The organism is Pseudomonas sp. TH10 (genome assembly GCF_016651255.1).
Classification (GTDB): domain Bacteria; phylum Pseudomonadota; class Gammaproteobacteria; order Pseudomonadales; family Pseudomonadaceae; genus Aquipseudomonas.
The window spans coordinates 26,148-51,942 of record NZ_JAEKEG010000029.1 but is presented as its reverse complement, the minus strand read 5'-3'; the positions used below and the strand labels follow the sequence as shown (position 1 = coordinate 51,942).

The window sequence follows — 25,795 nt, the reverse complement described above, 5'->3', positions numbered from 1 at the left end:
GGGATGGATAGATTTGATTGAACTACTGAAGTCCAAGATCGGGCTGCTGCACGGCGCAGAGCTCGAAAAGTTCGTGCGTCGACTGCTGCCAACCGTGTCCAGCGATTACGAGTGCTTGACCGATACGCTGAATTACCTGGGTCGGGTAACAAAGGGCCCAGTTGATCTGCTGGCCTACAAGAAGGCTGATGACCGTTACATAGCCGTACTCTGCAGCGGTCAGGGCCCCGGTCTCAAAGTAAAGATCTTGGACGACATTGAAAAGCTCCAGCGCAAGGATTGCGAAATCCGCGACAAGATCGACGAAGTCGTTATCTGCGTATCGGCTTCAGTGGGCACGAGCGAGGCGATTTTTCGCAAAGCATGTGCCCGCCATGGCTGGGCATCAACCACCTACTCCCTTGATCGGCTGGCTTACCTTGCCAATGAAAGCCCTGAGATCACCGAAGCCCTTTGCGCTGTGGAAATTTCGGCGGTGAGAAAGAGGCTGGATGCAGAGCAAAAGCCGCTCCCCATTGCAGATCCTAGCGAGACGAAAAAACGCTTTTACAACTGCGGTATACGGGTTATCGCCGTGAGAACGAGTCTGTCGATGTCACCAAGTCAATTCGTCGACCTGATCGATTACGATAGCGAACAGCGACTCGGTTATTTGGAGTCTGAGACGATCGAGATGAGCCAGGCAGAGATAGCCAGTGTCTGCAAAGCCACGGGCGTCTGCGCCGAATGGCTAACCCATGGGGAAAGGGATATGTTCTCAGTAGAATCCATATCTACTTACCACTGGGAACAAATGAAGTGGTTGAAGGACGCATGCCCAGCATCGGTTCACGTGCTGATCAACGACAAAACTCAACAGTTGGTAGTACTGGCTCACATGCATTCAAAGAACTGGAAGATCTACAGCGTAGTGTTCGACATAAACTTCGCGGCCTGGTGGGGAGATCACCACCAAATCCCAGAGGTGTACGACATGCTCAAACAGCTGGCGGACGACTACCGGGAGCGAATCTATGGCAGGGTGATTGGCCCCAAGGAGCATGCCGACATCCTATCAGGGCAAACCCACCCTGCACTTTTCATGAAGAAAACCAACGCTGCCGGTACTAACTGGTTTGACGACATTTTCGACTATGACCACAAGTATCCGATCGCCGAAAACTACGAGGGTTGGTACGGCTCATGGTTTACAACGGCTCAGGATTTTTTCAGCCGGCTGGTACCGGGGACATCCGCATCGAACCTAGCCGAAGCCCAAGGCAGCAAATGAGAATGGGCATGGCATAACCAAGGATCCCCCCAAGGTTTCTCAAGGTGGGTGGACGTTGCTGGTAACGGCGTCCGCGCCCATGAAAGCATCCAGCTTAACCTCAAACCGCGAAGCAAAAGGGTCGTGAGGGCGTCCGTAGAGCCTTGCCAATGATCATGGTCGGCCACGGTGTTTGGGATTGCTTTGTTCTGAAAAAGAAGCGTAGTGTCTGCTGCCAAAGCCTCACCAACAGAGATGGATCAATGAGCAAAAGTTTTCGCGACCGCATCCAGACAATGAATGAGATGTACAAGCTGCCCATCCATGAGACCCCGCACCTCTTCTCAGATGCGGAGGATCGTCTTCTGAAATTCAAGCGGACGCTGCTCGATGAGGTTGCCGAAATCGATGACATTGCTGAGCAGATTCGTCGGGGGGACGATGCCATCGATGTCCAGGTCGCAATTGCAGACCTTCTCGGCGACGTCATCGTGTACTGCCGCTCCGAGGCCATGAAGTACGGCATCCCTCTTGAAGCCGTCCTAGATCTGATCATGGACAGCAACGAGAGCAAGCTCGGAGCCGATGGCAAACCCATCTACGATGAGAATGGGAAGTTCCTCAAGGGCCCCAATTATTGGAAGCCCGAACCCCAAATCAAGCAGCTCCTGGCGAGCCTACCAGCCCAAAAGTAACCCCCACGATTCAGAGGTGATAGCTTGTCAACCGTTAACTACGTGGGGAAGTGCCGGAGCCTGGTTGAGATTGAGGAGATCATCTCCCAGATCGAGTCCTCCGACAGCGAAACAGTCTTTCGCTTCCCTATAGACACCCTCGGTGCTCGACACAGTCCGATGCATGACGCATCGCGGCTGCAGATGGTCGTTACTCTCGCTCGCCAAAAGCTCGAAGATGACTACCTGGACATTCATCCGAACGCTCAAGAACTGGTCGCTCAGGAGGCCGTCTGTGATTACTCACCTGGGATTGCGGGTGTCCGGCTGTCTAAGGGTATACGGATTGGTAGCAAGGAAATTGATCGCCGAGATGTCCTGACCTTCGCGACCAAACGAATGCAAGCGATGGACGCTCAAGACTTTGACGAGCTCGTCAAAGGCCGCTGCGTCGACCTCTTGTGCGTCGGAGGCTCCAAAATCCAGTATCTGAAGCCACTGTTCTCTTCGCGAGGCAAGGCTAAAGAGAAAGACGACATGGCCCCAGTGATGCGCACGCTAGTTGCTCGTACAACGCAGCAAAGCAGGGCCAAAGTACCTGAATCCCTGGTCGATGCGCTCGCCTTGTTCTCTGCTGAACTTATCCAAAATACTCAAGAGCACGCGGTCACAGACCATACTGGCAGGCCCTATCTCTCGCATGTCGAGGGGGTGCTGATGGGCTGGACACGGTTTTACGAGTCGACCTTCAAAGACGACTTCTCCGGCCACCCCGAGCTAATCAAATACTGGAATGATGAGGCTGCCAGAACAGAAACTGGCGCCAAAAGCCTCCGGGCATTCGAGGTCAGCTATTTTGACTCAGGGCCAGGGCTAGTCAGCCGCTATACCGGCAAGCCAGTGCAGGAGATGTCACTCGAAGACGAACGGCGGGCGCTGCTCCGATGCCTGCAGCACAAATCGACGTCGAAATCCCAGACAGCAGCAGGTGAAGGCTTGCCTTCGGTCTTGCAAGAGCTGAGACAGATAGGTGGACTCATGAGGATCCGCACAGGGCGGCTGTCGATGTTCAACGCCTTTACGCCTGGTGATAACCGTGACCTCTTTGCTTTCAATGACTGGACTGAAACCAGCCTTTCGCCCGTTCAAGGTGCGGTTATCTCTATTCTCGTACCGCTGAGGGCTCAGTGATGGAACGTTTCTACTCCTGGCGGCATCTGAAGCACTGCCCCTTGCACGGCACCATTGAAGCCCTGTTGCTTTGCTACAAAAGCTGCCGACTGACCGAAGGGAATGTCTATGCGGATGTAGAGACTGCCCTCAAGAGTGATGCCAATCTTCCAGATTGCGTGTACATCGTGGGCTCTACCGAGCAATACAACACGTTCAAGGCAGCCTGGGATCCGGCCAATACGCACCTGCAAACCATGATAAAGCGCGGCATGAAGGCGGGCTTTGACTTCGTGAAGCAATACACCTTCGTTGAGTGGGATGGCACAAACTTCAACCACCACGCCCTTGGAGCGCATCCGGGCCCTTACAACGTGGATCTGAAGCTTCTCATGACCCATGGCGTAAATAGCCTCATAGAGAAGAACAATGCCATCCACCAGGCTCCCTCTGGGCATGTGTTCAAGCACCCTTCCCAACGGCGGAACAAGGTCTTCATCCAAGCAAGGGAAATAGCCTCAGGTGAGGCAGAGTTGTACGTCGTCGCGTACCTGATCACGCTATGCCACGCGCGCGCCCTGCAAGGCAGCACTAAGGTCTTCATCGATACGATGGGTATCTATGCCTACGTCAAGTGCGCCCTGGCCCTGTGCCGCTCCGAGGCAGAGATCGTCAGCTTCCACTCCTATGATGAGTTGGAGAAGATCAATCCTCCATCGGATCCCTATTTCTGCATTGTCTCCGCCTCGACCTCCGGAAGCATGGCAGAAAAGATGGCAAGCAGCGTGTGGGATCCCCGGCGAATCGCCACCATCGTCGATGTGACGTCCCAAGGACGAGCCGGCGACGTAATGGTCGCGCTTGATAACATGGGGGTCGCCTTCCCGGACTTGAAAGTCAGCGACGGCACCTTGATCGAGATCATCGGCGAGAATTTCTCGTCCAAAGCCAAGCCTCCTCGACCAGTCGTTCTCGGTCAGCCACATACTCCGAAAGCCCTGGCCGATTTCCATCAATACTTTGGTTTCTCGATACACCCCTTCAATACCCAAGTCGGAACAAAGAGCAAGCTACTGCAGCTTGATGTCATCACGGTGCTGGAGGACGCAGAGTTTCAGAAATGGCTCGACGCAGAAATTGACTGGTCATTCCCCCTGACCGTCAGTCACGTTATCCACGCCGATGACGAGGCTTCCAAGGCTCTCGCGGGGATCGTCGTGGCTCGCCTGCGCACTCGCCTGGCTGCTGGTTCGTCGATTACGGTGCTTCCGTACCAAGAACTGGAGAAGGACAACTGCAAAGACGCCACTGGCGTAGTGATCGTTTCCACCGTCGCCAGAGATGGCGGCGTACTTCGCGAGATCAGTCGCGATCTGCGCTCGTACATCAAAGCGTACATCCCGAGGCATTTTCTCTCCCCGATCGGGATCCCCCAGACGAACGCGTCATGGAACCAATTGCGCATGTTCCTGGTTCGAAACCCCACGACCAGGGACTATGGCTTCTCCAACTGGATCCAGCTACCCCTTGGCGAAGACTCCAATGACAACTCTTGGCATCGCTTGATCGCGACTCACAAGACTAATTCGGATCAAAGCATCAGTGAATTAGGCCTTGGGCACCTGCCCGATACCTCCAACATCCTGCCGTCCCTCGATCTAGCTGGTAAAGCAGCCTTAAACGCGTTTCGAGGTTTTTTGCTTTCGCCACGAGGCAACACGCTGCGCCTTTCGGAAGGTTTTCTCTTTTTTGGGAACAAAACCGATATCGCCAAGCGCTACGCCGACGTTGAGCCCAGCATGGTGCACCTCACCATATCAGCCGTGCTACAAAACGCCCGGGAACACAAAGATCACGAAAGGCGCCTCTGCCCCAATGGCTACGAGTCGGTCGTATTGGCCCCAGAGTGCTTCCTCAGGTTCAACGAAGCCATCCTGCAAGCGTGCATGTTGAGGGCATGCCATCCAGCGGAGTTGGACTACTCATCCAGCCCTGAGCTCAGCAAGGTGATGAAAGAGCTTTTGGTAAAGGTGTTTGCACGTTCGGACAAGGACTTCGGCGATGCAGCCCTGGAGTTCGCCGCCGCAATCGCTTTGGGCTCGCTTCGGCTTGCGAAGACGGATATGGAGACGCTACTGGACGGTGCGTTGAGGCAACACGCTGGCCAGGAGTCCGAATTGCTCGGGATGCTTGTGCTGGCTACGCAAGCAAGTCGCTAAGATGACCCGCTAAGTGTTCGGCTTGCCAGCCAGGGCATGCCGAATACAGGGGATCAAACCAATAGGGAAAATTCAGTGAGCCGATTCAACAGTCCGCTGAGCCTGCTGAGCAACAGATGCCCGAGCCAGCCAGAAGCATCAGTTGTGACTGGCGGCATGAGCTGCCCGGTCTCGATAGGCTGAGGCCCCGCCGTAAAGCTGATGGATCAATTGAGACACGACTCAATAGTATCCGCGCCGTACTGCTCTTTCCAAGCCTTCAGGCCTTTGTGATTCCCTCCCTTGGTCTCGATAAATTCGCCGAGTGGGGTTTTGTGTAGACCTTACGCGGCGTAACTTAATACCTTATTGAGTACGCATCTAGAAGAAACTTTAAATTGCTGACTGTTGGCTCGTACACCTGCCTTGATACCATTGCACCATCAGGATGATCCTGAATAGGACAATCAGACTCGACATCATAAAAATTATGAGTAACACCCTTAACATCTATGATGTTGGCCTCAAAGGGAGTGGTGGCATATGGATTGTAATATATATGCAGGCCATCAAAATGAGTCTCTCGATGGTAGGATGAATGGTAAATATGCATATCAGAACCAGCCACACTACTGCCAAAATCACTTCGAGTAGAGATAAGATAATTCAACGACCCTAGCTTATAGCCTGTTACCCCCATGCCGTTCAACCCTTGAAGGGCGATGAATTCATCCTTATTGAATTGTCTGAAATTTGTAGCCCTAACAATTCTCTCGATACCGCTCTCCACTACCGCCTTGCCGAAAGTACCAGTGGTAGAAAAAATTACTGCGCTAATTTCCTTGTAGGAGTCATTTGTAAATATACCCAACTCAATTGGCGCGCCCGACGGCTTGTTAATACTTGAGACCTTTCGTTGCTTTCCTGTTTGAAGGGCATATGCGTCTGGAGGTTCGATACCAAAAAGAACACGGTTTATTATTTCGTTATTTTGCGTAAGCGATAGATCACTATCGAATGGAGCAATTGCAATGACGAACGGCCTGTCGCGCACGTGTTCTAGGCACGAGTAGGGGAATTTTTTCCCATTGGCCCCAGCAAAAAGATCTTTTTTGTCTTTTAATTTCCCCATGAGCTTAAAGGTGCAGTGATCCCTAAACTCTTTCTCGTTCAACGAGTTTGCTTTGGGAGCAGTAGCGCTTGGGCGATCTGATACGACCGCCTCAATACTGAACTGACATCCGCTTGGCGTGCTGACGCAAAAGTCGGGGCTCCCCTTTGAGTAGTCGACAGAAAAGCCAAGATCAATGATCATCCTATTGAGATACAACTCCCAAAATGCAGAGTTGAAGGTAGTTTGAAACTCATTGATGAATTTTGTTTGCTCTCCCGATCTCTCCAGCAGCCCTTTTCCCCATGACTGGATCACGTCCTTCACTGGAGCGTAACAAGGGTCACTGGAGATTTTCTTGAAAGATTCATGCAGTCTATTTTGTGGCAGCTTTGTTTTAAAAAGATCCATCTCATATGCCTTCTGAATAAAATATTTTCAATGAGGAGGATTAGAGGGCAGCTCAGTAACGGATTTTAAGTAATATTTGTCCCGAGGACTAATTTATTTGGCCAACGCCCCGTAAACAGGCACCACCATGGCAATGCCCCCTCCCCTCCTGCTCAACCTCTGGCTTTGCTCAGTCAGACCTTGCTCGGCTTCAAGCCTTACTCGACCTCAGGCGACTCTGCTGACGGGAGTTCTCTCGTCCCCAGTTGCAACAGCGCTTCGCGCCAGTAGACTGCTAGCCTCGACCAATTTCGACATGAGTATCGACTCACCGCTGTAACCGCCTGGCAGCGCGATGCCCCACGCGCTGCACCCATCCAGCGTCGAGCTACTACCAGCAGTGCAAGGATTCGCGATGCCCAGATACCTCAGCAACAGCGCAATACGCCTCCTGGAAGCCAGCCAAGAATCCTTAGCCTTGGCGCTGCATTGTCTCGGCACACCAAACCGAGGAAGCCTGAGAGTTGAGGTAGCTCGATACTCACCCGCGATTGGACTAATCGGAGCCGCCGCTGAGCAGGCTTTGGCTGCAATCATTGTGCAGGTTCGGGGCGATGAAGCGCTGGCCACTTCTCCAACCCAGTACAAAAGTGCTCGACAGATCTTGTCGGACATTAGGGATTTACTCCGCGCGCCCATCCCAGCCAGCTCATTTTTGACCGCAGGCGTAGGCAACCCGGCTCAACATCGCGAGACGATTCTCCAGGCATCAGAAGGATTTTCGGTACTCTTCACCTACAGGGCGACCGGGCTCCATGCTGGCCTTGGCGTTTCTCGTACAGTGACGCTGAAGCAAGCGTTTAAGGTTCACGGCTTCCTTGAGCTTCTAACCAAGTCAACTCGCATCCGACCTTACATGGATCGATTGCCAATACCGCCGGATGAAGTCATCGACCAGAATGTGCTGATCGATGACCTCATACAGAAATTCCAAAGTAACGATGCCATGACCGAGCGGGTAAATGCCTTACGGTCTTTGTTCCTGATCCTACCTGAAGTACCCCAGGAAGCACCGGAGTGGCTTGAAGCTTTTGACCGATCCGTGGTCTCACCCCGCCCAGCCGACATCACCTTGCTTTTAGAAACCCTTCAGCACGCAGCACCTATGAGGTTCCGCCGCATTAATGCAGAGGGCCAAGCGCTGCCAGTAGTCGTCCGACCAAACGACCCAAACGCGTTGCCTATCGCCTTGCAGGATATGCGACAGGCCTTTGGACATGCGCGTGAGCAATTTGGCGCAGATGTGGGAAATGCTAATGGCCGACTAGATCAAGGAAACTTGGATCTGCCCCCAGAGTCCTTCCTGCTTGATCTGTGTCTTCAGGGCCCTGAGCAGCTACGCGAGACCCTGCAGAGGCAAACACTCACAGGACAGGAGGTCTGGCCTTTCGTTGCCACCGCTCTGAGCCAGCAGGGCACAGAGCGTCCATACTGGTTTCTTGTATCGATGGTCGACGACATCGGCCAGCTAATCGGCCAGCTCCGCAGGGCTGTGGCGGTGTCGCGTCAGGATCAGTTCAAAGAGCGCTGCACCGCAGCCATAAGGGCCCTTGAATCCAAAAGACAGGAGCGCACACTTGCGCCCGCTACTGAGATTGCGACCTTCACTGTCGCACAAACTGCTGCAGCTGAAGCCGCACGAGAAAAAATACCCGACTCGATGGATCGCAACGAAGGCACTGTTCGTGAAGCCTCTTTGGAGGCAATCCCGCCACTAGCGGCGTTATACGCCCGCGAAATCACTGCCGGTCAGGCATTTCCTGCGGTGTATGCGTCAAATAACCCAGATTCAAAAAAGTACTGGACTCGCCAGTTGCTCATAGCCGCAACTGATTCCGGTGATCGGTCAATGCTCATCACCGCCCTGCAAGAACCAGAGTTCGCCAACCTAAAAACGGATGCACGAAAGGCGCTGCGTCTGGTGGATATTCTGACGTATGGGCCGAATATAGAACTAGGGTGACCTAGATGAGCTCCATCAGGCATGAATGCTATAGCGCTGCATCCAACTCCCATTGGCACGCAGCCACGCGTCGTGCAGTATCAGGATGGATGTTTGGTCTCCCCGTCTCGATCCGGCTATAAGACCGAAGCTAATGACATGCTGGCTTACTCAATGATTCAGCTGCAAGTGTTAGCATCGCCAGAACGACATCAGCCCGAACCCTAGAGCATGCCTCGTACCCAGCAAAACCTCACCAAGCTGAGAGACGCCTTCAGCGAGATTCTTGGTAATCAAAAAGACCACTACACGGATGCACGGATCCCTGAATTGCTCTTCAAGCTGGGTCTTGATGACTGCACTGAGTACGACTCCAAAAGGCGGCATCTCCAGAAAGCAGTAGAAGCTGCGGGGGATGTCCAAATAGTGGCTGCCGCTCAGAGGGCTTTAGAGCTAATTGGCTTCGAGGTTCATGAGCGCGACCAGCTTCAAGAGCTTGTGTGGGACGATGGGACAGCACCTGTCATTCCAGGTCGCTACCGTCGAGAGCTGGCGGAAAAGCTCAACGCCATAGACCTGTACATGGAAAGGGATGCGTTCGAACAGGTGCTCAACGAGTTCTGGCGAATCGACACGATGTCGTTCGTGAACTTGATCCGACCGACCCCGACACTTCGCCAAGAAATTGTCCGTCACTACATCGAAAACCCCGACTGGGATGCGGTGACGCTGTTCGACAAACTCGGGGCGTTTCAGTCCTCGCATCCCCGATTTAAGCGATTCGTCGAAGCCCTGGCTTCGTCGCGGGTATTGCCCAACGAACCAGCTCAACGAAAATTCATCGAAATCGTTAACGACATCCTCAAAGCATGTGGAGTCCACGTTGTCGTAGGGGTGGGAGAGGATGCGTTCCTGACTGCCTCCTTGGCCTACGTAGGAGCAGGCAAACAGTCATCCCCCAAGAACCTCATCTTTGCTTCTACCACGAAGCCAGATCTGCGACTGGGCAACGCCCTGGACAACGATATCGAGGTGATGTCTGACCCAAGGGATGTCCTGATCTATGACCGTCCGATCGGGAGTTCTGGTCTCCTGTGGCGGGACTTGCAGGCTTGGTACTCCCAAGCTTTTGGCGTCGAGGAAAACCAAGCCAAAAAAAACCTGTATCGACGTCTGGAAGCGAGCTTGCCGAAATCATCGCCCCCTCAAGCGCTGGCCTTTAGCAGCTTCTTCAAAGCCTTCACGACAGCGATTCCTGATCTTCCAGTCTTGCTGCCCGAGGTCTGGTTTCACTGGGATCCCCAAACGGTCTCACGGCGCGGTAAGGAGGCACTGTTGAGGTCGCGCATGGACTTCCTTCTGCTTCTTCCGGGCGGGGTGCGGGTTGTCATCGAGATTGATGGCAAACACCACTATTCCGACGCAAACGGACGCCCAAATCCACGCCTCTACGCAGAGATGATGGCAGCTGACAGGGCATTGAGGCTAGTGGGGTATGAGGTCTATCGTTTTGGCGCTTATGAGCTCGGGCAGCCCAATGCGGAGGAGGTGCTGATTGCATTCTATCGCTCGCTGTTTGAGCGGTACTCACTGCTGCCGGCACCGTGATTCACTGCCCCCCTGGAGCCGAAGATCGCTTAACCGGGGCGCTGAAAAATTTCCGCGAGGTAATCCTCTTCCTGGATTCACATTGCTCCTCCAAATCCACGGATGCCAGCATGTGGAAGATCTGATCATCACGATAGAATTAAGCTGGGGATGATTACCCTCGCCGCTGAAGGCTCGCATTTTCAAAATCTACCCAAGGAAATCGGAATTCATGGACAGTGTTTTTGAAGCTACCTTCTCTACTGACGCGAGCCCAGAGGAAATTTTCCCGCAAGACGCGCTCTCAATATTGCCATTCGTTCCGGAGGCCATATCAGCCTGGGCCGCAGGAAACGACCTGCATACCTTCATTCACAGACTGCTTGCAGGTACGGGTTATGAAGATCAGGCAGACGAAAGGCTAGAGGGAGCGATCAATCAAGCCCTAGGTTTAGCAGACCGGTTCGCAGAGACCGCAAATCATTCAATGCCGGCGCCTGGTGCACGAACCCAAACACCCGTAGTGGTCGACTTTGAGCATGACCAAGTGTTCGGACGGTTGGCCAAGACATTGATAGCTTGGCAAGAGACCATCGGGAACGTCTTGTCCGAAGCAGGATATTTTTCTCTTTCACACATGCTTGAAACCCGGTCTGATCTGATGTGCTCCGTACAGCTGGCGGGCGCGCTGTACTACCGTCAGTCCATGCAAGTGCTGCGCGGCTTCATCGAAAGCGTTATTTTACCAATCTATTTTTGCAGACAACCCGAGCTGTTCAAGAAATGGAAATCCAACGAGTACCAACCGCCTTCGATACGTGGCAGGGACGGAGTTCTCTCGCGTCTGAAAAAGCAGGGATCATTTCGACAGAGTTGGAAACTACAATTTCCGATGCCTACAGCCTGCTCAATGGGTATATCCATGGTAGCGAAGAGAAACTGAACAACACCGGTCTAGATCGAGGCGAGTGGGAAGGTCATATATTCCAACAGGCGCGGTTCGAGGCATGGGCGGAGGTCTTTGCCTCACTCATCGAGGCCTCACTACCTCTAGTCAAAATCAATTTATCGCAGTGGGCATCCGCTAGGTTAGATCGGGAACTGTTCTGTAGCGTATGCCATGGCCATGACCTCGAAGCCAAGCAGCAAAGAATTGACCCATCGATGACTCAGCATCAGTGTAAGCAATGCAGTAATACCTTCTGGAGGAATGAGGACGGCCAGCAATTCGCGCATGCAACCGTAGAATTTCTCGACTGATCATTTCATAGGCTCAGGGCTGCGGAGAAGACCTCAATAGCTCGTCAGGCAGATAACACGCTTTTTAGCTGACCTGCGCGGGTGACAGCCCATGCCTAAGCCCACCAGCCACTGCTTGAGCGTTAAGAGCTCTCCACGACTCTATGACTCTATGACTCTGACTCGGGGCTCGGGGCTCGGGGCTCGGGGCTTACAACGCTCTAGCTTGGGCGTTCGTTAGCCCCCTTCTCAACCAGACGCTCGTGTGAAGTGCGGCTTCTCAGGCTCAGGTGTAGTCATGCTGAGAGGGCTGTAACGAAGTTAGCAGCCATCAATAATAAATAGCCATGGTGTTGATAGGGAAAGCTTTCACCTTTACCTTTACCTTTACTCAACCGTGTTTGAAGAGACCAGGCGCTTAGTAAGTCGATCACCCGCGCCATTGGCGCGGTGACCGATAAATTGTAAAATCGAATCAGCCTCTTAGTGGGAAGAAGCCGTATCTCCCACTTTTTCTGCTTTTCGTGAAGTGCTGATAATTCATATGTGGGATGAGCGCCATATCAGGCTCCTTGTTCTCAAATATAAGCACTTGAGAATCTTTGAAGTTATCGGCAATATCCTGATAAAACGCATAAATCACGTCCGCAGCTACTTCCTCATCACCTTCCTCAGGCTCCGGATCCCCTTCCTTGTACGTGGTCAGTGGCGAATCAAGTACTACAAAGCCAGGGTGGCGCCCAGAAAGTTTCAGTAAATTCATCAGCCCCAAAGCAAACGCAGAGGAAGCGATCGCTCGATACCCCTTGCCGAAATTGCCTCTCGCGCTACCACCAATGGTGATGTCCCGAAGCTCCGAAGTCGAATTCCACTGGGGAGTAATTCGGGAAGCTCCAGCGCTGCAGGATGTCCTGAATCTCTTTCACCAGAGGCTTGGCAGACTCTTCAAAGCTCTCAGGGGTATAGGTGTTTTGCTCCTCAAGCAGTAGAACACCCAGTCGTTTCAGCTCCTCCCTCAGCTTCGCCTTATCGGTAACGAGTCTATTCAGCACCGAGTGATCATGCTTGAGGCACGAGGCAAGCTCCTTCAAGTCACTCACTGCCTGCACCGAACTCTGGAGATCCGAGGTGATCAGTTTCTCCGCTGCCGCGATGGAGGTCTTGGTGTTCTCAGCACTTGAAGTGTTCCGTTCAATCGCTGCCGTCAGAGATACTTGGGCTTCCGCAAGTTCGTGGATGTTTTTCGAAATTCTATCCAACTCAAAGGAGACCCCTTTCTTGATGTCATCTACGTCCGTCGCGCATGACTCGGAGTCGAAATGGTTGCCACAGGTTGGGCAAAGCACGGCGTCCGACTCATCGAGCAAGACTGCCGCCTGCTCAATACCCTGCAGACGCTGGCGGTCTGATTCGTACTTTTGAGCAAGCATGTCAAATCGGCTAAAGAGTGCCTTGTCTTGAGCTATTTTGCCTTCGACCACCTCAAGTTCAGCGATATGGTTGGCTTTCTGGGTAAACAAGTCTTCACTCGAATGGAACGCGCCTTCCAGTTCATTTTCAGCCAACTTCAGCCGAAGCGCGACCTGGTCGGCAAACGAATTGAGCTTCTGAAGTTCAAGGCTTTCAGCGGCGTCGTTACCCGGATAAAACTGCTTGATGATTTCTTCGACAGCATTGAACCGGTGCTTCAAAGCCCCCTTTGACGCCAGCTCCTTTTTGGCCTGTTTAACCCCTGCATCATCCCTCCCCGTAAGCAGCAGTTTTAGGATGGATTTCTCTTTAGGGCCCTCATTATTCTGGCCTGTACCGAGAGGAGAGTAATCAGCCACAATTCGCGTCTCATCCATCAAAAAAACTTTTTCGAAGTCGCGAAGTGTGAAAGAAGCATTACTCAGAGAAGCTGTGCCTTTCAGCAAAAGCCTTCCATTCAACCCCATTCTGTTCAAAATCTGGTTAGAGACCGAACTCATGTTCCTAGTATTATGCTTAACCCCAAGAGTTTGCACCTTACCTTCTTCATCATAAAAATTTGGCTTGGAGCTTGCAGAAAGTCCCCTCACGATGGTGAAAAAACGCCCATCATCGTGCACAAACTTAACCTTGACGGTGGTATACCCTCGCGACTCTTTAATGGGTTTCGGTGGCGTGGTCGCACCAAGCGCAAACTTTATGCATTGAACAATGTATGACTTACCAGTATTGGAACCACCCTGAACAACGTTTGCGCCCTTTTCAAAAAAAACAGCAGCATCTGCAAGGTCAGGGCCACTCACAATAACACTTTCAATAAACATCAGACCGCCCTTTCAACTTTATAAATGGTGCGACGCTGAACCGTAAGGTAATTAATATTACCCTCAACCCAAGATACGCGCCGTCTGAAATCTTCGTGATATTCAGTAGTCAACTTGGCGGTAAACGCACTGCCTGCACTAGTGATGGAATATCGGACGCCACGCTCATCAACCTGAGAAGTCATCAACCCTTTCGCGGTAAAAAGCTTGATCGCACCAGGGAAGATTTCTCGCCGACGAACCAACTCAGTTAGACGATTTACCATCATAGGATGCAGACTTGGCCCCCTTTAAAGTCACCACTATAAATTGATGCGTAGTCCAAGAAGATCAGCTCATCCAGATCAAGCGTCCGGGAAAGGCCAGCGAGCAATAGAACAATACGCGCCCCAATCTCCACAGGGCTATTGTACAAATCTTTTGATCTCATGATTTTTTCTTCTTCACCCAAGTGAATTTGCGGTCATTCACTAATTGATGGCATAACCCCTTACGATCGGCGACTTGCAAGAAATGGCGGAGCGGATGAGAGTCGTATTGTACACGTACAGAGTGCGAGCTCACTTTTAGAAACCGCTGAAATCCATCATCGTGCTTTTCATACAAAACACTATCTATGGCCTCACGGCATTCTGCTTTGAGTTTGTCATAGCAGTCAGCAGGAAACCCATCCCGCGAAAATACTTCTAAGTATTCAGCGCTGAAAAAAGTTTATCCTAGCCCGATCCAGGATGTTCTCATACTCACTTTCCATAATGCTTTCAAATGAGTACTCAGCTCCATCCGCCTCTGAAAACGCCTCCAAGAGAGCCCCAATATATAACTTCTCGTTATCAGCGACAGGCGTTGGTGCAACCGTTGGAACTACTGGACGTTTTAGGTGATAGCTACCAAATCGGGACGTGTGATACGGTGTCCGAGCGTGCATCTTTACCAATTCTAGCGAAGACATCTCATCAACAAACGAAAAGTCGATGATCTTTAGATATTCCAGCAGATCGCCTTCTAGCAGTATTGATTCCTTGCTAGTAATTTTATTCTTGCACACTTTATCCCAGCGCTTGATGATCTCACCTTGGATGCGAGACTTTTTGGTGAATATAGCCATGCAAGGCGCACTGCACCCTTTCGGGGTCACAAAGCGGTACTTGCGTGGCAGGGTGTACTCTTTTTTCCAGGTATAGTAAACGAGCTTGCCCAGTTCGGCAGCGACGTCGGCAATGCTCAACTTCTCTTTATAGTGCTTACATTGAAAGTTGTCCCACCCTGTTGCGAACTTGGCGATCACGTCACGCCCCATGTCACCCCCGCCGCCACACAGCGTTACCGAATCGTAATCCTTATCCAGGTAAGATACGAATTCGGAGGTAAAAACCTCCCATTCAGGCGCTGACATGATCTGCAAACGATCTAGTGGCAGAACTGGCGCCCCTTTCTCCACGTCTAGTGCGGTAAGCTCGAACGTAGGGGCCGGAGGAGTCTTGATGGGTTTCTCACCAATTGGCATTAGCAGCACCTCCGGAAAGTTACTGTGCTTACTAAATTACAATATGAGAACATCATAAACCGAGTTCGCGCTCCAGCTGAACAGCCCGTATACGATATGACATATCACCAATAATTTTATTCGGATTCTTCCGCAAAGCACCCGTGAGCTTTTTCAGGAAACGTAGGTTCAACTCCATGTTCCCAACCAGTTCATCAATGATGATATCAGGGTAAACATCAGCGCCTTCCAGACCAATTATCAGCGCCGCGCGGGCTACTCCAATGGGTTTGTCCATCGCGTATTCGACCAGATCAGCGGGATGAAAAACGTATTGCTGCTTCCGCTCCTGCTCGTTTTCCTGCCCGTCTTCCTGTTGCTGCTCACTCATGCATGAGTACCTTGGTTATTGAGATGTTGTTCGTATTGATGATTCGTCTGGGGTCTAGAGTTATTGGGCTATTGAACAGGGGCTCGGAAAATTGCAGGCACGACGAAGGCTCCCAAGTAACCGCCTCGGGATATGATGGTTGTCTGTCTACGTTTCTGTGGTGTGGCTGATCCATGCCGAGCTCCTACCGCCCCCCTCATTCGCTAGGCGAAAGGTGCTGGGCATCCTGATGTCCCTACGTAATAGCACAATACTATCGTCATTACCCGATGCCGGGGAACCCGATGGTGCAGCTTAGGGCCTATCCGGAAGGGTCGGGGCGCTCGGGGTAGGACGGAGGGTTATGGGGCTGCGAGCGTTGTGGGGCGGCAGGGCTGTCCATCGATTTGAAGAAAAATGGACAATGGACAGAAAATCTCAAGCTGCTGATTTGTATGGGTTTGACATGTCCATTTACGTATTGAGCTCACACGTACCGAATTTCGACAAGACCATCGTCTCGATCCCGACCTGGCGCCTGATGTCCGAGTCGTTCCGAAACTGGCGCGGCATGCAGCAATCCGGCGGCCGACGGATCAAGCGCAGTCTGTTCATCGACGCCAGCGGCGTGCGTTTCATCCGTGACGATGAAGAGGAAAAGCTGAGCCAGGTGCATCTGTTGAGCGGCTACATGAGCCGCAAGAAAGCCGAGCTCAAGGCGTGGAACGAGGCGCAGGGCAACGTCGCGGCGATGTCGGCCAACCGTCGGCGCATGACCAACATCGGCACCTTCCGCGCTTATGCATTGGCCTATCTGAAGAGCCACCCGGAGGTGCAACCGAACATGACCTGCATGGTCCGCCAGATGCAAACCACGGCGCAGGGTATTCCGCTGGAAATCTACTGTTTCACCAGCACCACGGTGTGGGCCGATTACGAGCGGATTCAGGGGGATATTTTTGACTATCTGCTGGCGGTGCTGCCGGAGTTCGGGTTGAGTCTGTATCAACAGCCGAGTGGTGGGGATTTGCGTTCGGGGCTGTTGCCGGCTGTGCTGGGCGCGAGTGCGGTTCCAGAACCGGAGAAACACGTGATGTAGGCGTTGGCGCAGCCTGCGATCTGTTGATCTTCAACATCCAAAGATCGCAGCCTTCGGCAGCTCCTACACCCGTTTCGGGTCTGGCCTGATACCCAGCCGACTGATCCACACTGCTGCCAGAATCACCATGCCGCCAAAGAGCAGCCGTCCCAGCTCTTCATGCTGGTTCCAGATCAGCAGGTTGAGCAGCAGCCCCACTGGCACGTGCAGGTTGTTCATCACCGCCAGCGTCCCGCCGTTGACCATGCACGCGCCCTTGTTCCACCAGTACAAGCCGAGCGCGGTCGAGACCAGCCCGAGGAATACCAGCACCCCCATTGCAGCGGCGCTTCGGGCAGGAAGTCGGCTTTGCCGAACAGCAGGAACGCGGGCAGTGCCACGGCAAATCCGCCCAGGTAGAAGTAACCGAAACGCCGATAGTGCGGCAGGTCGCTGGGGTGTTTGGCGACCAGGTGTTTGTAAAGCACTTGCCCGGCGGCGTAGGTGAAGTTCGCCAACTGCAGCAGCAGGAAGCCCATGAAGAAGTCCGGGTTGATGCGGTCATAACGAATGACTGCGGCGCCAAGCACGGCTACCAGGGCAGCGACCAGGGCCCAGGGGTTGAAGCGGCGGTTCAGCGCGTCTTCGATCAAGGTCACGTGCAGTGGCGTGAGGATGGTGAACAACAGCACTTCGGGCACGGTCAGGACCCTGAAGCTGAGGTACAGGCAGACGTAGGTGACGCCGAACTGCAGGGCGCCGATCAGTAGCATGCCGCGCATGAATGCGGGTTCAACCGAGCGCCAGCGGGTCAGGGGGATGAAGACCAGCCCGGCCAACACCACGCGCACCAGCACGGCGAAGTAACTGTCGACATGACCGGCCAGGTATTCGCCGATCAAGCTGAAGGAAAACGCCTGGATCAGCGTGACAAAAAGTAGATAGCCCATGGTCGCCTCTGTTTCGAATGGCGGCGACGATAGCGGGTTTTTCGGTTATCGCGATGTTGAGTTCGTGTGCATATCCCTTTCTGGGTGATGGATATGTATCCGAAGCAAGATCAGAAGATTGCAGCCTCGTTTCTCTCGACAGCTCCTACCGAGAAATCAACGGCCGCAGGTAGCCCTCACCACAAACCCAAAACCTCAAGGCAAAAAAAGCCCGATCTCGCTAAAGCGTTCAATCGGGCTACAGCACTCAGGAGCAACAAGTGCAAAGGGAGGTTCGATGCGCGTGGAACCTTGAAGGGGTCACGCCAGAGCACTAGACCATCCAGCGATTATCTGGCGATTAACATATCAAGCGACCTGGGCCAGTTTGGCGTTGGCCTGGTTCAAGCCTTTCTCCTGGAAGTCGCCCCCCAGGTTCATGCCTTCAGCGTGGATGAAGGTCACGTCATGGATGCCGATGAAGCCCATGACCTGGCGCAGGTACGGTTCCTGATGATCGGCCGGGCCGCCGGCGTAGATGCCGCCGCGAGCGGTCAGCACGTAGGCACGTTTGCCGCTGAGCAGACCTTGCGGGCCGGTTTCGGTGTATTTGAAGGTCACGCCGGCACGCAGGACGTGGTCGAGCCAGGCTTTCAAAGTGCTCGGGATAGCGAAGTTGTACATCGGCGCGGCCATCACCAGCACATCGGCGGCGAGCAATTCATCGGTCAACTGGTTGGAGCGGTCCAGCGACGATTGTTCGCTGTCGCTGCGCTGTTCGGCGGGTTTCATCCAGCCGCCCAACAGGTTGCTGTCCAGGTGCGGAACCGGGTTCACGGCGAGGTCACGCACGCTGATCTGATCGTCGGGGTGCGCGGCTTTCCACTGACTGATGAAGGTCTGGGTCAGTTGACGGGATACCGAATCTTGCTGGCGGGCGCTGCTTTCGATGATCAGAACGCGGGACATGGTGTGTAGCCTCCATCCGAGAATGTTGTAGGTCGATGGAGTGAAGGTCAAACAGGGTTGTATCGATGAAAAAGCGCAAATAATTGCTGCAAAGCATCGAATAATTCGTTTAGATGCACCCAGAGCATGTGAGAGCGAGCCTGCTCGCGAAAGCGGTGTGTCAGTCAAGGAATGTGTCGACTGGCACTACGTCTTCGCGAGCAGGCTCGCTCCCACAGGTAAATACGGTGTTATTTCGGGGTGCAGCTCAGTTCGATGCGCAGCTTGATGATGGAGCGGGAAAACTTGGCCGTGGCGTTTTTATGCTTACCGGCCGGCACCTCGATACTGCGGGTGCGTGGCGCTTCCGGGCCATTGCTGAACACCGCTTTGCAGAGTGCATCCACATCACCGTAGTTGACGACTTTGATGGAGCCGATGTCGTTATCGGTATCGTAGGTTTCGTAGTCGATCTTCATGCCATTGAGGTTTTTCTGCACGTCGATCGGGTATGCAAAAGCGGTCAGCGGAAGCAGCGCCAGCAGCACACAACAGAATTTTTTCATTCGGCAGTCTCCATGAGGGACGGCCAGCTTAGGACAAGAGGAGCTAATGATGAAAGCGCCCCGCGTGACCCTTGATCAATGGCGAACATTGCAGGCCGTGGTCGACCACGGCGGATTCGCCCAGGCCGCCGAGGCCCTGCACCGTTCGCAATCGTCGGTGAGCTACACCGTCGCCCGCATGCAGGACCAGCTCGGCGTGCCGCTGCTGCGCATCGATGGGCGTAAAGCGGTGCTCACCGAGGCCGGCGGCGTGTTGCTGCGCCGCTCGCGGCAACTGGTGAAACAGGCCAGTCAACTGGAAGACCTTGCCCATCACATGGAGCAAGGCTGGGAAGCTGAAGTACGGCTGGTGGTCGATGCCGCTTACCCGAGTGCCCGCCTGGTGCGCGCCCTGACCGCATTCATGCCGCAAAGTCGTGGCTGCAGGGTGCGGCTGCGCGAAGAGGTGCTGTCCGGCGTCGAGGAAGTATTGCTGGAAGGGGTTGCCGACCTGGCCATCACCGGTTTCAGCATTCCCGGCTACCTGGGGGCGGAATTGAGCGACGTCGAATTTGTCGCCGTGGCTCACCCCGATCATTCGTTGCATCGCCTGAACCGTGAATTGAGCTTTCAGGACCTGGAAAGCCAGATGCAGGTGGTGATTCGCGATTCCGGCCGCCAGCAGCCGCGGGATGTCGGCTGGCTGGGGGCGGAACAGCGCTGGACGGTAGGCAGCCTGGCCACCGCCGCCACTTTTGTCAGCAGCGGCCTGGGTTTTGCCTGGTTGCCCCGACACATGATCGAACGCGAATTGAAGGAAGGTTCGCTCAAGCTGCTACCGTTGGATCAGGGCGGCAGCCGTAATCCGAGCTTCTACCTGTATTCGAACAAGGACAAACCCCTGGGCCCGGCGACGCAAATCCTTATCGAGCTGCTGCGCACTTTCGATACCTTGCCTTTGGACGCGCCGTTTGCCGCGCCCGAACAAGCCTGACACGGAGTTCACCGATGGCCTATTTCGAACATGAAGGTTGCAACCTGCACTATGAGGAATATGGCCACGGCACCCCGCTGCTGCTGGTTCACGGGCTCGGCTCGAGCACGCTGGACTGGGAAATGCAGATCCCGGCGCTATCAGCCCGCTACCGGGTGATCGTCCCGGACATCCGCGGCCACGGCCGTTCCGAAAAACCCCGGGAGCGCTACAGCATCGCGGGATTCAGCGCCGACCTGGTCGCGCTGATCGAGCATTTGAATCTTGGCCCGGTGCACTATGTCGGACTGTCGATGGGCGGCATGATCGGTTTCCAGCTCGGCGTCGATCAGCCGCAATGGCTCAAGAGTCTGACCATCGTCAACAGCGCCCCCGAAGTCAAAGTGCGCAGCCGAGGACGACTACTGGCAGTGGTTCAAACGCTGGAGCCTGATGCGCGTGCTCAGTCTGGCGACCATCGGCAAAGCGCTGGGCAGCAAACTTTTTCCGAAACCGGAACAAGCCGATCTGCGGCAGAAGATGGCCGAACGCTGGGCAAAAAACGACAAACGTGCTTATCTCGCCAGCTTCGATGCGATTGTGGGTTGGGGGGTTCAGGAACGACTTTCCCGAGTGACCTGTCCAACGCTGATCATCAGCGCCGACCGTGACTACACCCCGGTGGCACTGAAAGAAACCTATGTAAAACTGCTACCGAATGCGCGGCTGGTGGTGATCGCCGATTCGCGCCACGCCACCCCGCTCGATCAACCCGAACGCTTCAATCAAACGCTGCTGGAGTTTCTTGCCGCAGCCGATATTCAATCTCAGGATCACTGACCCATGTTGAAAAAACTCGCCCTCGCCGCCGGTACCGTGCTGTTCGCCGCCAACCTGATGGCTGCCACGCCAGCCAAGGCACCGCACGTGCTGCTGGAGACCACCAACGGCCAGATCGAAATCGAACTGGATCCGGTCAAGGCGCCGATCAGTACCAAAAACTTTCTGGATTACGTGAACAGCGGCTTCTACAACAACACGATTTTCCACCGAGTGATCCCGGGCTTTATGGTCCAGGGCGGCGGTTTCACTCAACAGATGCAGCAAAAAGAAACCAAGGCTCCTATCAAGAACGAACACAAAAACGGTCTGGCCAACGTTCGTGGCACCTTGTCCATGGCTCGCACTTCCGTACCTGATTCGGCGACCAGCCAGTTCTTCATCAACGTCAAGGACAACGACTTCCTAGACCAGGGCGATGGCTACGCAGTGTTCGGCAAAGTGGTCAAAGGTATGGACGTCGTCGACATCATCGTCAACTCGCCAACCACCACCAAACAAGGCATGCAAAACGTGCCTTCCGACCCTGTGTTCATCAAGTCGGCCAAAGTCATCGACTAAGCTGTACAGGGCGTATCGAGCGGCGTGAACTCAACCTCACGCCGCTCACACCGATAAAAGGAGAGCCCGTACTCCGGGCGGTTATCTGATGCTCTATCGCCGTTTCGAACAACTTATCGACATCTTCCGTGACGCCCCCACCGCTTCCCCGCCGGATCGTGTTCTCCCTTCTATACCTATTACCTGAAGCAGGTCTGGCCGAGCTTTGCCGCCCTGCTGGTCGTCGGCTTGTTCGCCGCGCTGATCGAAGTGGCGCTGTTCAGTTACCTGAGCCGCATCATCGACCTGGCGCAAGGCACGCCGAACCCGAATTTTTTCCAGGAGCACGGCATCGAGCTGGCCTGGATGGTGGTGGTTGCCCTCGTGCTGCGCCCGATCTTCTTCGGCCTGCACGACCTGCTGGTGCATCAGACCCTGAGCCCCGGCATGACCAGCATGATCCGCTGGCAGAACCACAGCTATGTGCTCAAGCAGAGCCTTAACTTCTTCCAGAACGACTTCGCCGGGCGCATCGCCCAACGCATCATGCAGACCGGCAACTCGCTGCGCGATTCGGCAGTGCAAGCGGTCGATGCGCTATGGCACGTGGTGATCTACGCGATCAGTGCGCTGGTGTTGTTCGCCGAGGCCGACTGGCGTCTGATGATCCCGCTGCTGGTGTGGATCGCCGCTTACATCGGCGCGCTCTACTACTTCGTGCCACGGGTGAAAGAACGTTCGGTAGAAGCTTCCGACGCCCGCTCGAAGCTGATGGGACGGATCGTTGACGGTTACACCAACATCGCCACGCTGAAGCTGTTCGCCCACACCAATTTCGAACAGCACTACGCCAGGGAAGCCATCGAAGAACAGACCGTCAAAGCGCAAATGGCCGGTCGTGTAGTCACCAGCATGGACGTGGCGATCACCACCATGAACGGCCTGCTGATCGTCGGCACTACCGCTCTGGCGCTGTGGCTGTGGACGCAGTCGCTGATCTCGGTGGGCGCCATTGCCCTCGCGACCGGCCTGGTGATCCGCATCGTCAACATGTCCGGCTGGATCATGTGGGTGGTCAACGGCATCTTTGAAAATATCGGCATGGTCCAGGACGGTCTGCAGACCATCGCGCAACCGGTCAGCGTCACCGACCGCGACCAGGCCAAGCCGCTGACCGTGCCGCATGGCGAGGTGCGGTTCGAGCACGTCGATTTTCACTACGGCAAGAAGAAAGGCATCATCGGCGACCTCAACCTGACTATCAAACCGGGTGAAAAAATCGGCCTGATCGGGCCGTCCGGCGCCGGTAAATCGACCTTGGTCAACCTCTTGCTGCGCCTCTACGACGTCGAGGGCGGACGCATTCTGATCGACGGCCAGAACATCGCCGACGTCGGCCAGGAAAGCCTGCGCGCACGGATCGGCATGATCACTCAGGACACCTCGTTGCTGCACCGTTCGATCCGCGACAATTTGTTGTACGGCAAACCGGATGCCACCGATGCCGAGTTGTGGGACGCGGTGCACAAGGCGCGCGCCGATGAGTTCATTCCGTTGCTGTCGGATGCGGAAGGCCGCACTGGCTTCGACGCGCACGTCGGTGAGCGCGGGGTGAAGCTGTCCGGTGGTCAACGTCAACGCATCGCCATCGCACGGGTGCTGCTCAAGGATGCTCCGATCCTGATCATGGATGAGGCGACCTCGGCACTCGACTCGGAAGTCGAGGCGGCGATTCAGGAAAGCCTGGAAACCCTGATGCAGGGCAAAACCGTGATCGCGATTGCGCACCGGCTCTCGACCATCGCCCGCATGGATCGGCTGGTGGTGCTGGAGAACGGCAAGATTGCCGAGAGCGGCACCCACGCCGAACTGCTGGCGCATCGCGGGTTGTATGCGCGGTTGTGGGCGCACCAGACCGGAGGGTTTGTCGGGATCGACTGAGTTGAATGTTCCCACAGGGGTTCCTTTACCCTGTCAAACCGCCACAGGCCTCAGACCACGGGCCCTGGCGGTTTTTTCGGCGCTGGCATTCCACAAAAACCCTGCTGTACTCAGCCAAGGCTTCGGAACGGAGCCTGTCGTAAGTCTGCAAGGACGCACAACCCGATGCAGTCTCGATAGCAGCGCTATCAAGGACTCTTCTCATGTCTCTGTTCAAACGTTCAGTCACGGAGTTGCTGGGTACGTTCTGGTTGGTATTGGGTGGGTGTGGCAGTGCGGTGATCGCCGCGTCGTCGCCACTGGGAATCGGCGTGCTGGGGGTGGCCCTGGCCTTTGGTTTGACGGTGTTGACCATGGCGTTCGCCATTGGTCACATCAGCGGATGTCATCTCAACCCGGCCGTGTCGGTCGGTCTGTTTGTCGGAGGTCGGTTTCCGGCCAGAGAACTGCCCGCCTACATCATCGCCCAAGTGCTGGGCGCGATTATTGCTGCAGGGTTGATCTACTACATCGCCAGCGGCAAGGAAGGGTTCGATCTGTCGACGGGGCTGGCCTCCAATGGCTACGGCGAACACTCTCCCGGCAAGTACTCGATGGCAGCAGGCTTCGTCTGTGAACTGGTGATGACGGCGATGTTCGTGCTGATCATCCTCGGTGCCACCGACAAGCGCGCGCCGGCAGGACTGGCACCGATCGCCATCGGCCTGGCCCTGACGCTGATCCACCTGATCTCGATCCCGGTGACCAATACCTCAGTCAACCCGGCCCGCAGTACCGGCCCGGCACTGCTGGTGGGCGGCTGGGCGATCGCACAGCTGTGGATGTTCTGGGTCGCGCCGTTGCTCGGCGCGGTGGTCGGCGGGGTGACATACCGCTGGCTGGGCAAGGAAGACAGCTGAGACCGGGGGCGAGGATCATTCCTGTCGATAAGGCAGGGCGGTCCTCGCTTCCTCGGCGTAAGCCAGCACGCCCAGACGCTCCTGTTGCAGGAAATCCTTCACTGCTGCTTTCAAACCCGGATGCCGCAGGTAATGCCAGGAATGGGTGATCACCGGTTCGAAACCGCGAATCAGTTTGTGCTCGCCTTGAGCACCGGCATCGAAACGCTGGTAACCCTGCGCTATCGCGTAATCCATGCCCTGGTAAAAACACGTCTCGAAATGCAGCCGGTCAAACTCCGCCAGACATCCCCAATAACGTCCGTAAAAGCTGTCGCCACCGACCAGACTGAACGCCATCGCCACCGGCCGTGATCCCTGTTTCGCCAGCACCACGCGAATCGATTCAGGCATACGTTCAGCCAGCAAACTGAAAAACTCCCGCGTCAAATAAGGCGTTTGCCGACGCACCGCATAGGTATTGGCGTAACAGGCATAGACAAAATCCCACTGCGCTTCGTCCAGTTCGCGCCCTTGCAGCCATTCAAACTCGAAGCCCTGCGCCGCCACTTGCTCGCGTTCCTTGCGCATCTGTTTGCGCTTGCGCGAACTGAGCACATCAAGGAAATCCTGAAAGTCGCGGTAACCGCGATTCTGCCAGTGATACTGACAGCCGATGCGCTGTAACCAATCCGATTGCTCGGCCATCGCGGCATCGGTGAACGGGTCGGTGAAATTGATGTGCGCGCTGGAGAGCCCTTCGATTTCGAGATACCCCGGCAAGCTCTTCAGCAGCTCGAAACCGTCCTCGACGTTCGCCGCCAACAGCCTCGGCCCGCTGACCGGGCTGAACGGCACCGCTGTCAACAGCTTGGGGTAATAGTCGATGCCCGCCCGTGCGCAGGCATCCGCCCAGGCGTGATCGAACACGTATTCGCCGTAGGAGTGCCACTTGCGGTAACTGGGGAGCGCGGCGATCAGCCGGTCACCCTCGACGTGCAACAGATGCTCGGCTTGCCAACCCGAATGCGGGCCGATGCTGGCGCTGTCTTCCAGGGCACTGAGAAAGGCATGGCGCAAAAACGGCTGGGCCTCCGGCACCAGGGCATCCCAGGTGCGCGGGGCAATGTCGGACAGATTTTCCAGTCGCTGCAGCGGCATAAATTCCTCTTCACCTGAATGCGTGAAAGCTTCGCGAGTATCGCTTATCGCGACGCAACCTACACGACCTATCCGACCGCAGTGCTCTGGACGGGGTCTTCCAGTTGAATTCGTATCGTCATCGCAACGCCATCACTTTGCCACTGCTCTGTCATAAACCATCGCGATACTGGCGCCTGTTTTTAGAGCGCC

General features: G+C 54.9%; 19 protein-coding genes and 7 pseudogenes. 13 read left to right on the top strand and 13 right to left on the bottom strand.

Annotated elements, in window-relative coordinates; all coding sequences use genetic code 11:
• Positions 1-13 precede the first annotated feature (13 nt).
• From JFT80_RS03965 to JFT80_RS03950, 4 genes are all read left to right on the top strand, one after another.
• On the top strand, positions 14-1,270 hold the full coding sequence (locus tag JFT80_RS03965) for a hypothetical protein (RefSeq protein WP_201146986.1): 1,257 nt from the start codon (positions 14-16) through the stop codon (positions 1,268-1,270).
• A 242-nt stretch (positions 1,271-1,512) separates the two neighbouring features.
• On the top strand, positions 1,513-1,944 hold the full coding sequence (locus JFT80_RS03960; RefSeq protein ID WP_201147025.1) for a pyrophosphatase: 432 nt from the start codon (positions 1,513-1,515) through the stop codon (positions 1,942-1,944).
• 24 nt (positions 1,945-1,968) lie between these two features.
• Positions 1,969-3,114 carry a hypothetical protein gene (locus tag JFT80_RS03955; protein ID WP_201146985.1) on the top strand — a complete coding sequence of 382 codons (1,146 nt, stop codon included), beginning with the start codon at positions 1,969-1,971 and terminating at the stop codon, positions 3,112-3,114.
• A complete protein-coding gene (locus JFT80_RS03950) occupies positions 3,114-5,312 on the top strand; it encodes a hypothetical protein (RefSeq protein ID WP_201146984.1) in 2,199 nt (732 codons plus the stop codon). Before JFT80_RS03955 ends, JFT80_RS03950 begins: the two co-directional genes overlap by 1 nt.
• A 206-nt stretch (positions 5,313-5,518) precedes the next feature.
• On the opposite strand, the pseudogene JFT80_RS03945 reads toward JFT80_RS03950, so the two are convergent.
• Both JFT80_RS03945 and JFT80_RS03940 read right to left on the bottom strand, forming a co-directional pair.
• Positions 5,519-5,614: pseudogene (locus JFT80_RS03945) on the bottom strand (transcriptional regulator); the annotation flags it as partial.
• A gap of 35 nt (positions 5,615-5,649) precedes the next feature.
• Positions 5,650-6,813 (bottom strand): hypothetical protein, encoded by a 1,164-nt coding sequence (locus JFT80_RS03940; protein WP_201146983.1) that lies wholly within the window; start codon positions 6,811-6,813, stop codon positions 5,650-5,652.
• Between the two features lie 394 nt (positions 6,814-7,207).
• Between JFT80_RS03940 and JFT80_RS03935 the strand changes: the two genes are divergently transcribed.
• The 3 genes from JFT80_RS03935 (at position 7,208) to JFT80_RS03925 (ending at position 11,324) form a co-directional block, all read left to right on the top strand.
• Positions 7,208-8,815: a hypothetical protein gene (locus JFT80_RS03935; RefSeq protein ID WP_201146982.1), complete on the top strand. Its 1,608-nt coding sequence runs from the start codon at positions 7,208-7,210 to the stop codon at positions 8,813-8,815.
• Positions 8,816-9,025: 210 nt separating this feature from the next.
• On the top strand, positions 9,026-10,402 hold the full coding sequence (locus JFT80_RS03930) for a hypothetical protein (protein WP_201146981.1): 1,377 nt from the start codon (positions 9,026-9,028) through the stop codon (positions 10,400-10,402).
• Between the two features lie 211 nt (positions 10,403-10,613).
• Positions 10,614-11,324 carry a hypothetical protein gene (locus JFT80_RS03925; RefSeq protein WP_201146980.1) on the top strand — a complete coding sequence of 237 codons (711 nt, stop codon included), beginning with the start codon at positions 10,614-10,616 and terminating at the stop codon, positions 11,322-11,324.
• 146 nt (positions 11,325-11,470) lie between these two features.
• Here the strand turns inward: JFT80_RS03925 and JFT80_RS23635 are convergent, their stop codons facing one another.
• The 7 genes and pseudogenes from JFT80_RS23635 to JFT80_RS03910 form a co-directional block, all read right to left on the bottom strand.
• Positions 11,471-11,617, bottom strand: coding sequence for a hypothetical protein (locus JFT80_RS23635; protein WP_207187697.1), 147 nt, complete (start codon positions 11,615-11,617; stop codon positions 11,471-11,473).
• 478 nt (positions 11,618-12,095) lie between these two features.
• Positions 12,096-12,383: a hypothetical protein gene (locus tag JFT80_RS23775; RefSeq protein ID WP_242482765.1), complete on the bottom strand. Its 288-nt coding sequence runs from the start codon at positions 12,381-12,383 to the stop codon at positions 12,096-12,098.
• Positions 12,384-12,447: 64 nt separating this feature from the next.
• Positions 12,448-13,914, bottom strand: a complete 1,467-nt coding sequence (locus JFT80_RS03920) for a hypothetical protein (RefSeq protein WP_242482764.1) — start codon at positions 13,912-13,914, stop codon at positions 12,448-12,450.
• Positions 13,914-14,344 (bottom strand): annotated as a pseudogene (locus JFT80_RS25040) (ABC-three component system middle component 2). Before JFT80_RS25040 ends, JFT80_RS03920 begins: the two are co-directional and overlap by 1 nt.
• Positions 14,341-14,565: pseudogene (locus tag JFT80_RS25035) on the bottom strand (ABC-three component system protein); the annotation flags it as partial. The pseudogenes JFT80_RS25035 and JFT80_RS25040, both read right to left, overlap by 4 nt.
• Before the next feature lie 43 nt (positions 14,566-14,608).
• Positions 14,609-15,421, bottom strand: coding sequence for a hypothetical protein (locus tag JFT80_RS03915; RefSeq protein ID WP_242482763.1), 813 nt, complete (start codon positions 15,419-15,421; stop codon positions 14,609-14,611).
• A 52-nt stretch (positions 15,422-15,473) separates the two neighbouring features.
• Positions 15,474-15,791 carry a hypothetical protein gene (locus tag JFT80_RS03910; protein ID WP_201146979.1) on the bottom strand — a complete coding sequence of 106 codons (318 nt, stop codon included), beginning with the start codon at positions 15,789-15,791 and terminating at the stop codon, positions 15,474-15,476.
• 472 nt (positions 15,792-16,263) lie between these two features.
• On the opposite strand from JFT80_RS03910, the pseudogene JFT80_RS03905 reads away from it, so the two are divergent.
• Positions 16,264-16,869: pseudogene (locus tag JFT80_RS03905) on the top strand (mechanosensitive ion channel family protein); the annotation flags it as partial.
• Positions 16,870-16,932: 63 nt separating this feature from the next.
• Here the strand turns inward: JFT80_RS03905 and JFT80_RS03900 are convergent.
• From JFT80_RS03900 to JFT80_RS03890, 3 genes and pseudogenes are all read right to left on the bottom strand, one after another.
• Positions 16,933-17,798: pseudogene (locus tag JFT80_RS03900) on the bottom strand (carboxylate/amino acid/amine transporter).
• 348 nt (positions 17,799-18,146) lie between these two features.
• A complete protein-coding gene (locus tag JFT80_RS03895; protein ID WP_201146978.1) occupies positions 18,147-18,746 on the bottom strand; it encodes an FMN-dependent NADH-azoreductase in 600 nt (199 codons plus the stop codon).
• Between the two features lie 230 nt (positions 18,747-18,976).
• Positions 18,977-19,291, bottom strand: a complete 315-nt coding sequence (locus JFT80_RS03890) for a 3-phosphoglycerate kinase (RefSeq protein ID WP_201146977.1) — start codon at positions 19,289-19,291, stop codon at positions 18,977-18,979.
• 49 nt (positions 19,292-19,340) lie between these two features.
• Between JFT80_RS03890 and JFT80_RS03885 the strand changes: the two genes are divergently transcribed.
• The 5 genes and pseudogenes from JFT80_RS03885 (at position 19,341) to aqpZ (ending at position 24,463) form a co-directional block, all read left to right on the top strand.
• Positions 19,341-20,264: a LysR family transcriptional regulator gene (locus JFT80_RS03885; protein ID WP_201146976.1), complete on the top strand. Its 924-nt coding sequence runs from the start codon at positions 19,341-19,343 to the stop codon at positions 20,262-20,264.
• A 14-nt stretch (positions 20,265-20,278) separates the two neighbouring features.
• Positions 20,279-21,083: pseudogene (locus tag JFT80_RS03880) on the top strand (alpha/beta fold hydrolase).
• A gap of 3 nt (positions 21,084-21,086) precedes the next feature.
• Positions 21,087-21,644, top strand: a complete 558-nt coding sequence (locus JFT80_RS03875) for a peptidylprolyl isomerase (protein ID WP_201146975.1) — start codon at positions 21,087-21,089, stop codon at positions 21,642-21,644.
• Between the two features lie 88 nt (positions 21,645-21,732).
• Positions 21,733-23,564: pseudogene (locus tag JFT80_RS03870) on the top strand (ABC transporter ATP-binding protein).
• 203 nt (positions 23,565-23,767) lie between these two features.
• Complete coding sequence (gene aqpZ / locus JFT80_RS03865) at positions 23,768-24,463, top strand: aquaporin Z (RefSeq protein ID WP_201146974.1); 696 nt, start codon at positions 23,768-23,770, stop codon at positions 24,461-24,463.
• Positions 24,464-24,478: 15 nt separating this feature from the next.
• On the opposite strand, the gene JFT80_RS03860 is transcribed toward aqpZ, so the two are convergent.
• Positions 24,479-25,603 (bottom strand): GNAT family N-acetyltransferase, encoded by a 1,125-nt coding sequence (locus tag JFT80_RS03860; RefSeq protein WP_201146973.1) that lies wholly within the window; start codon positions 25,601-25,603, stop codon positions 24,479-24,481.
• Positions 25,604-25,795: the final 192 nt, after the last annotated feature.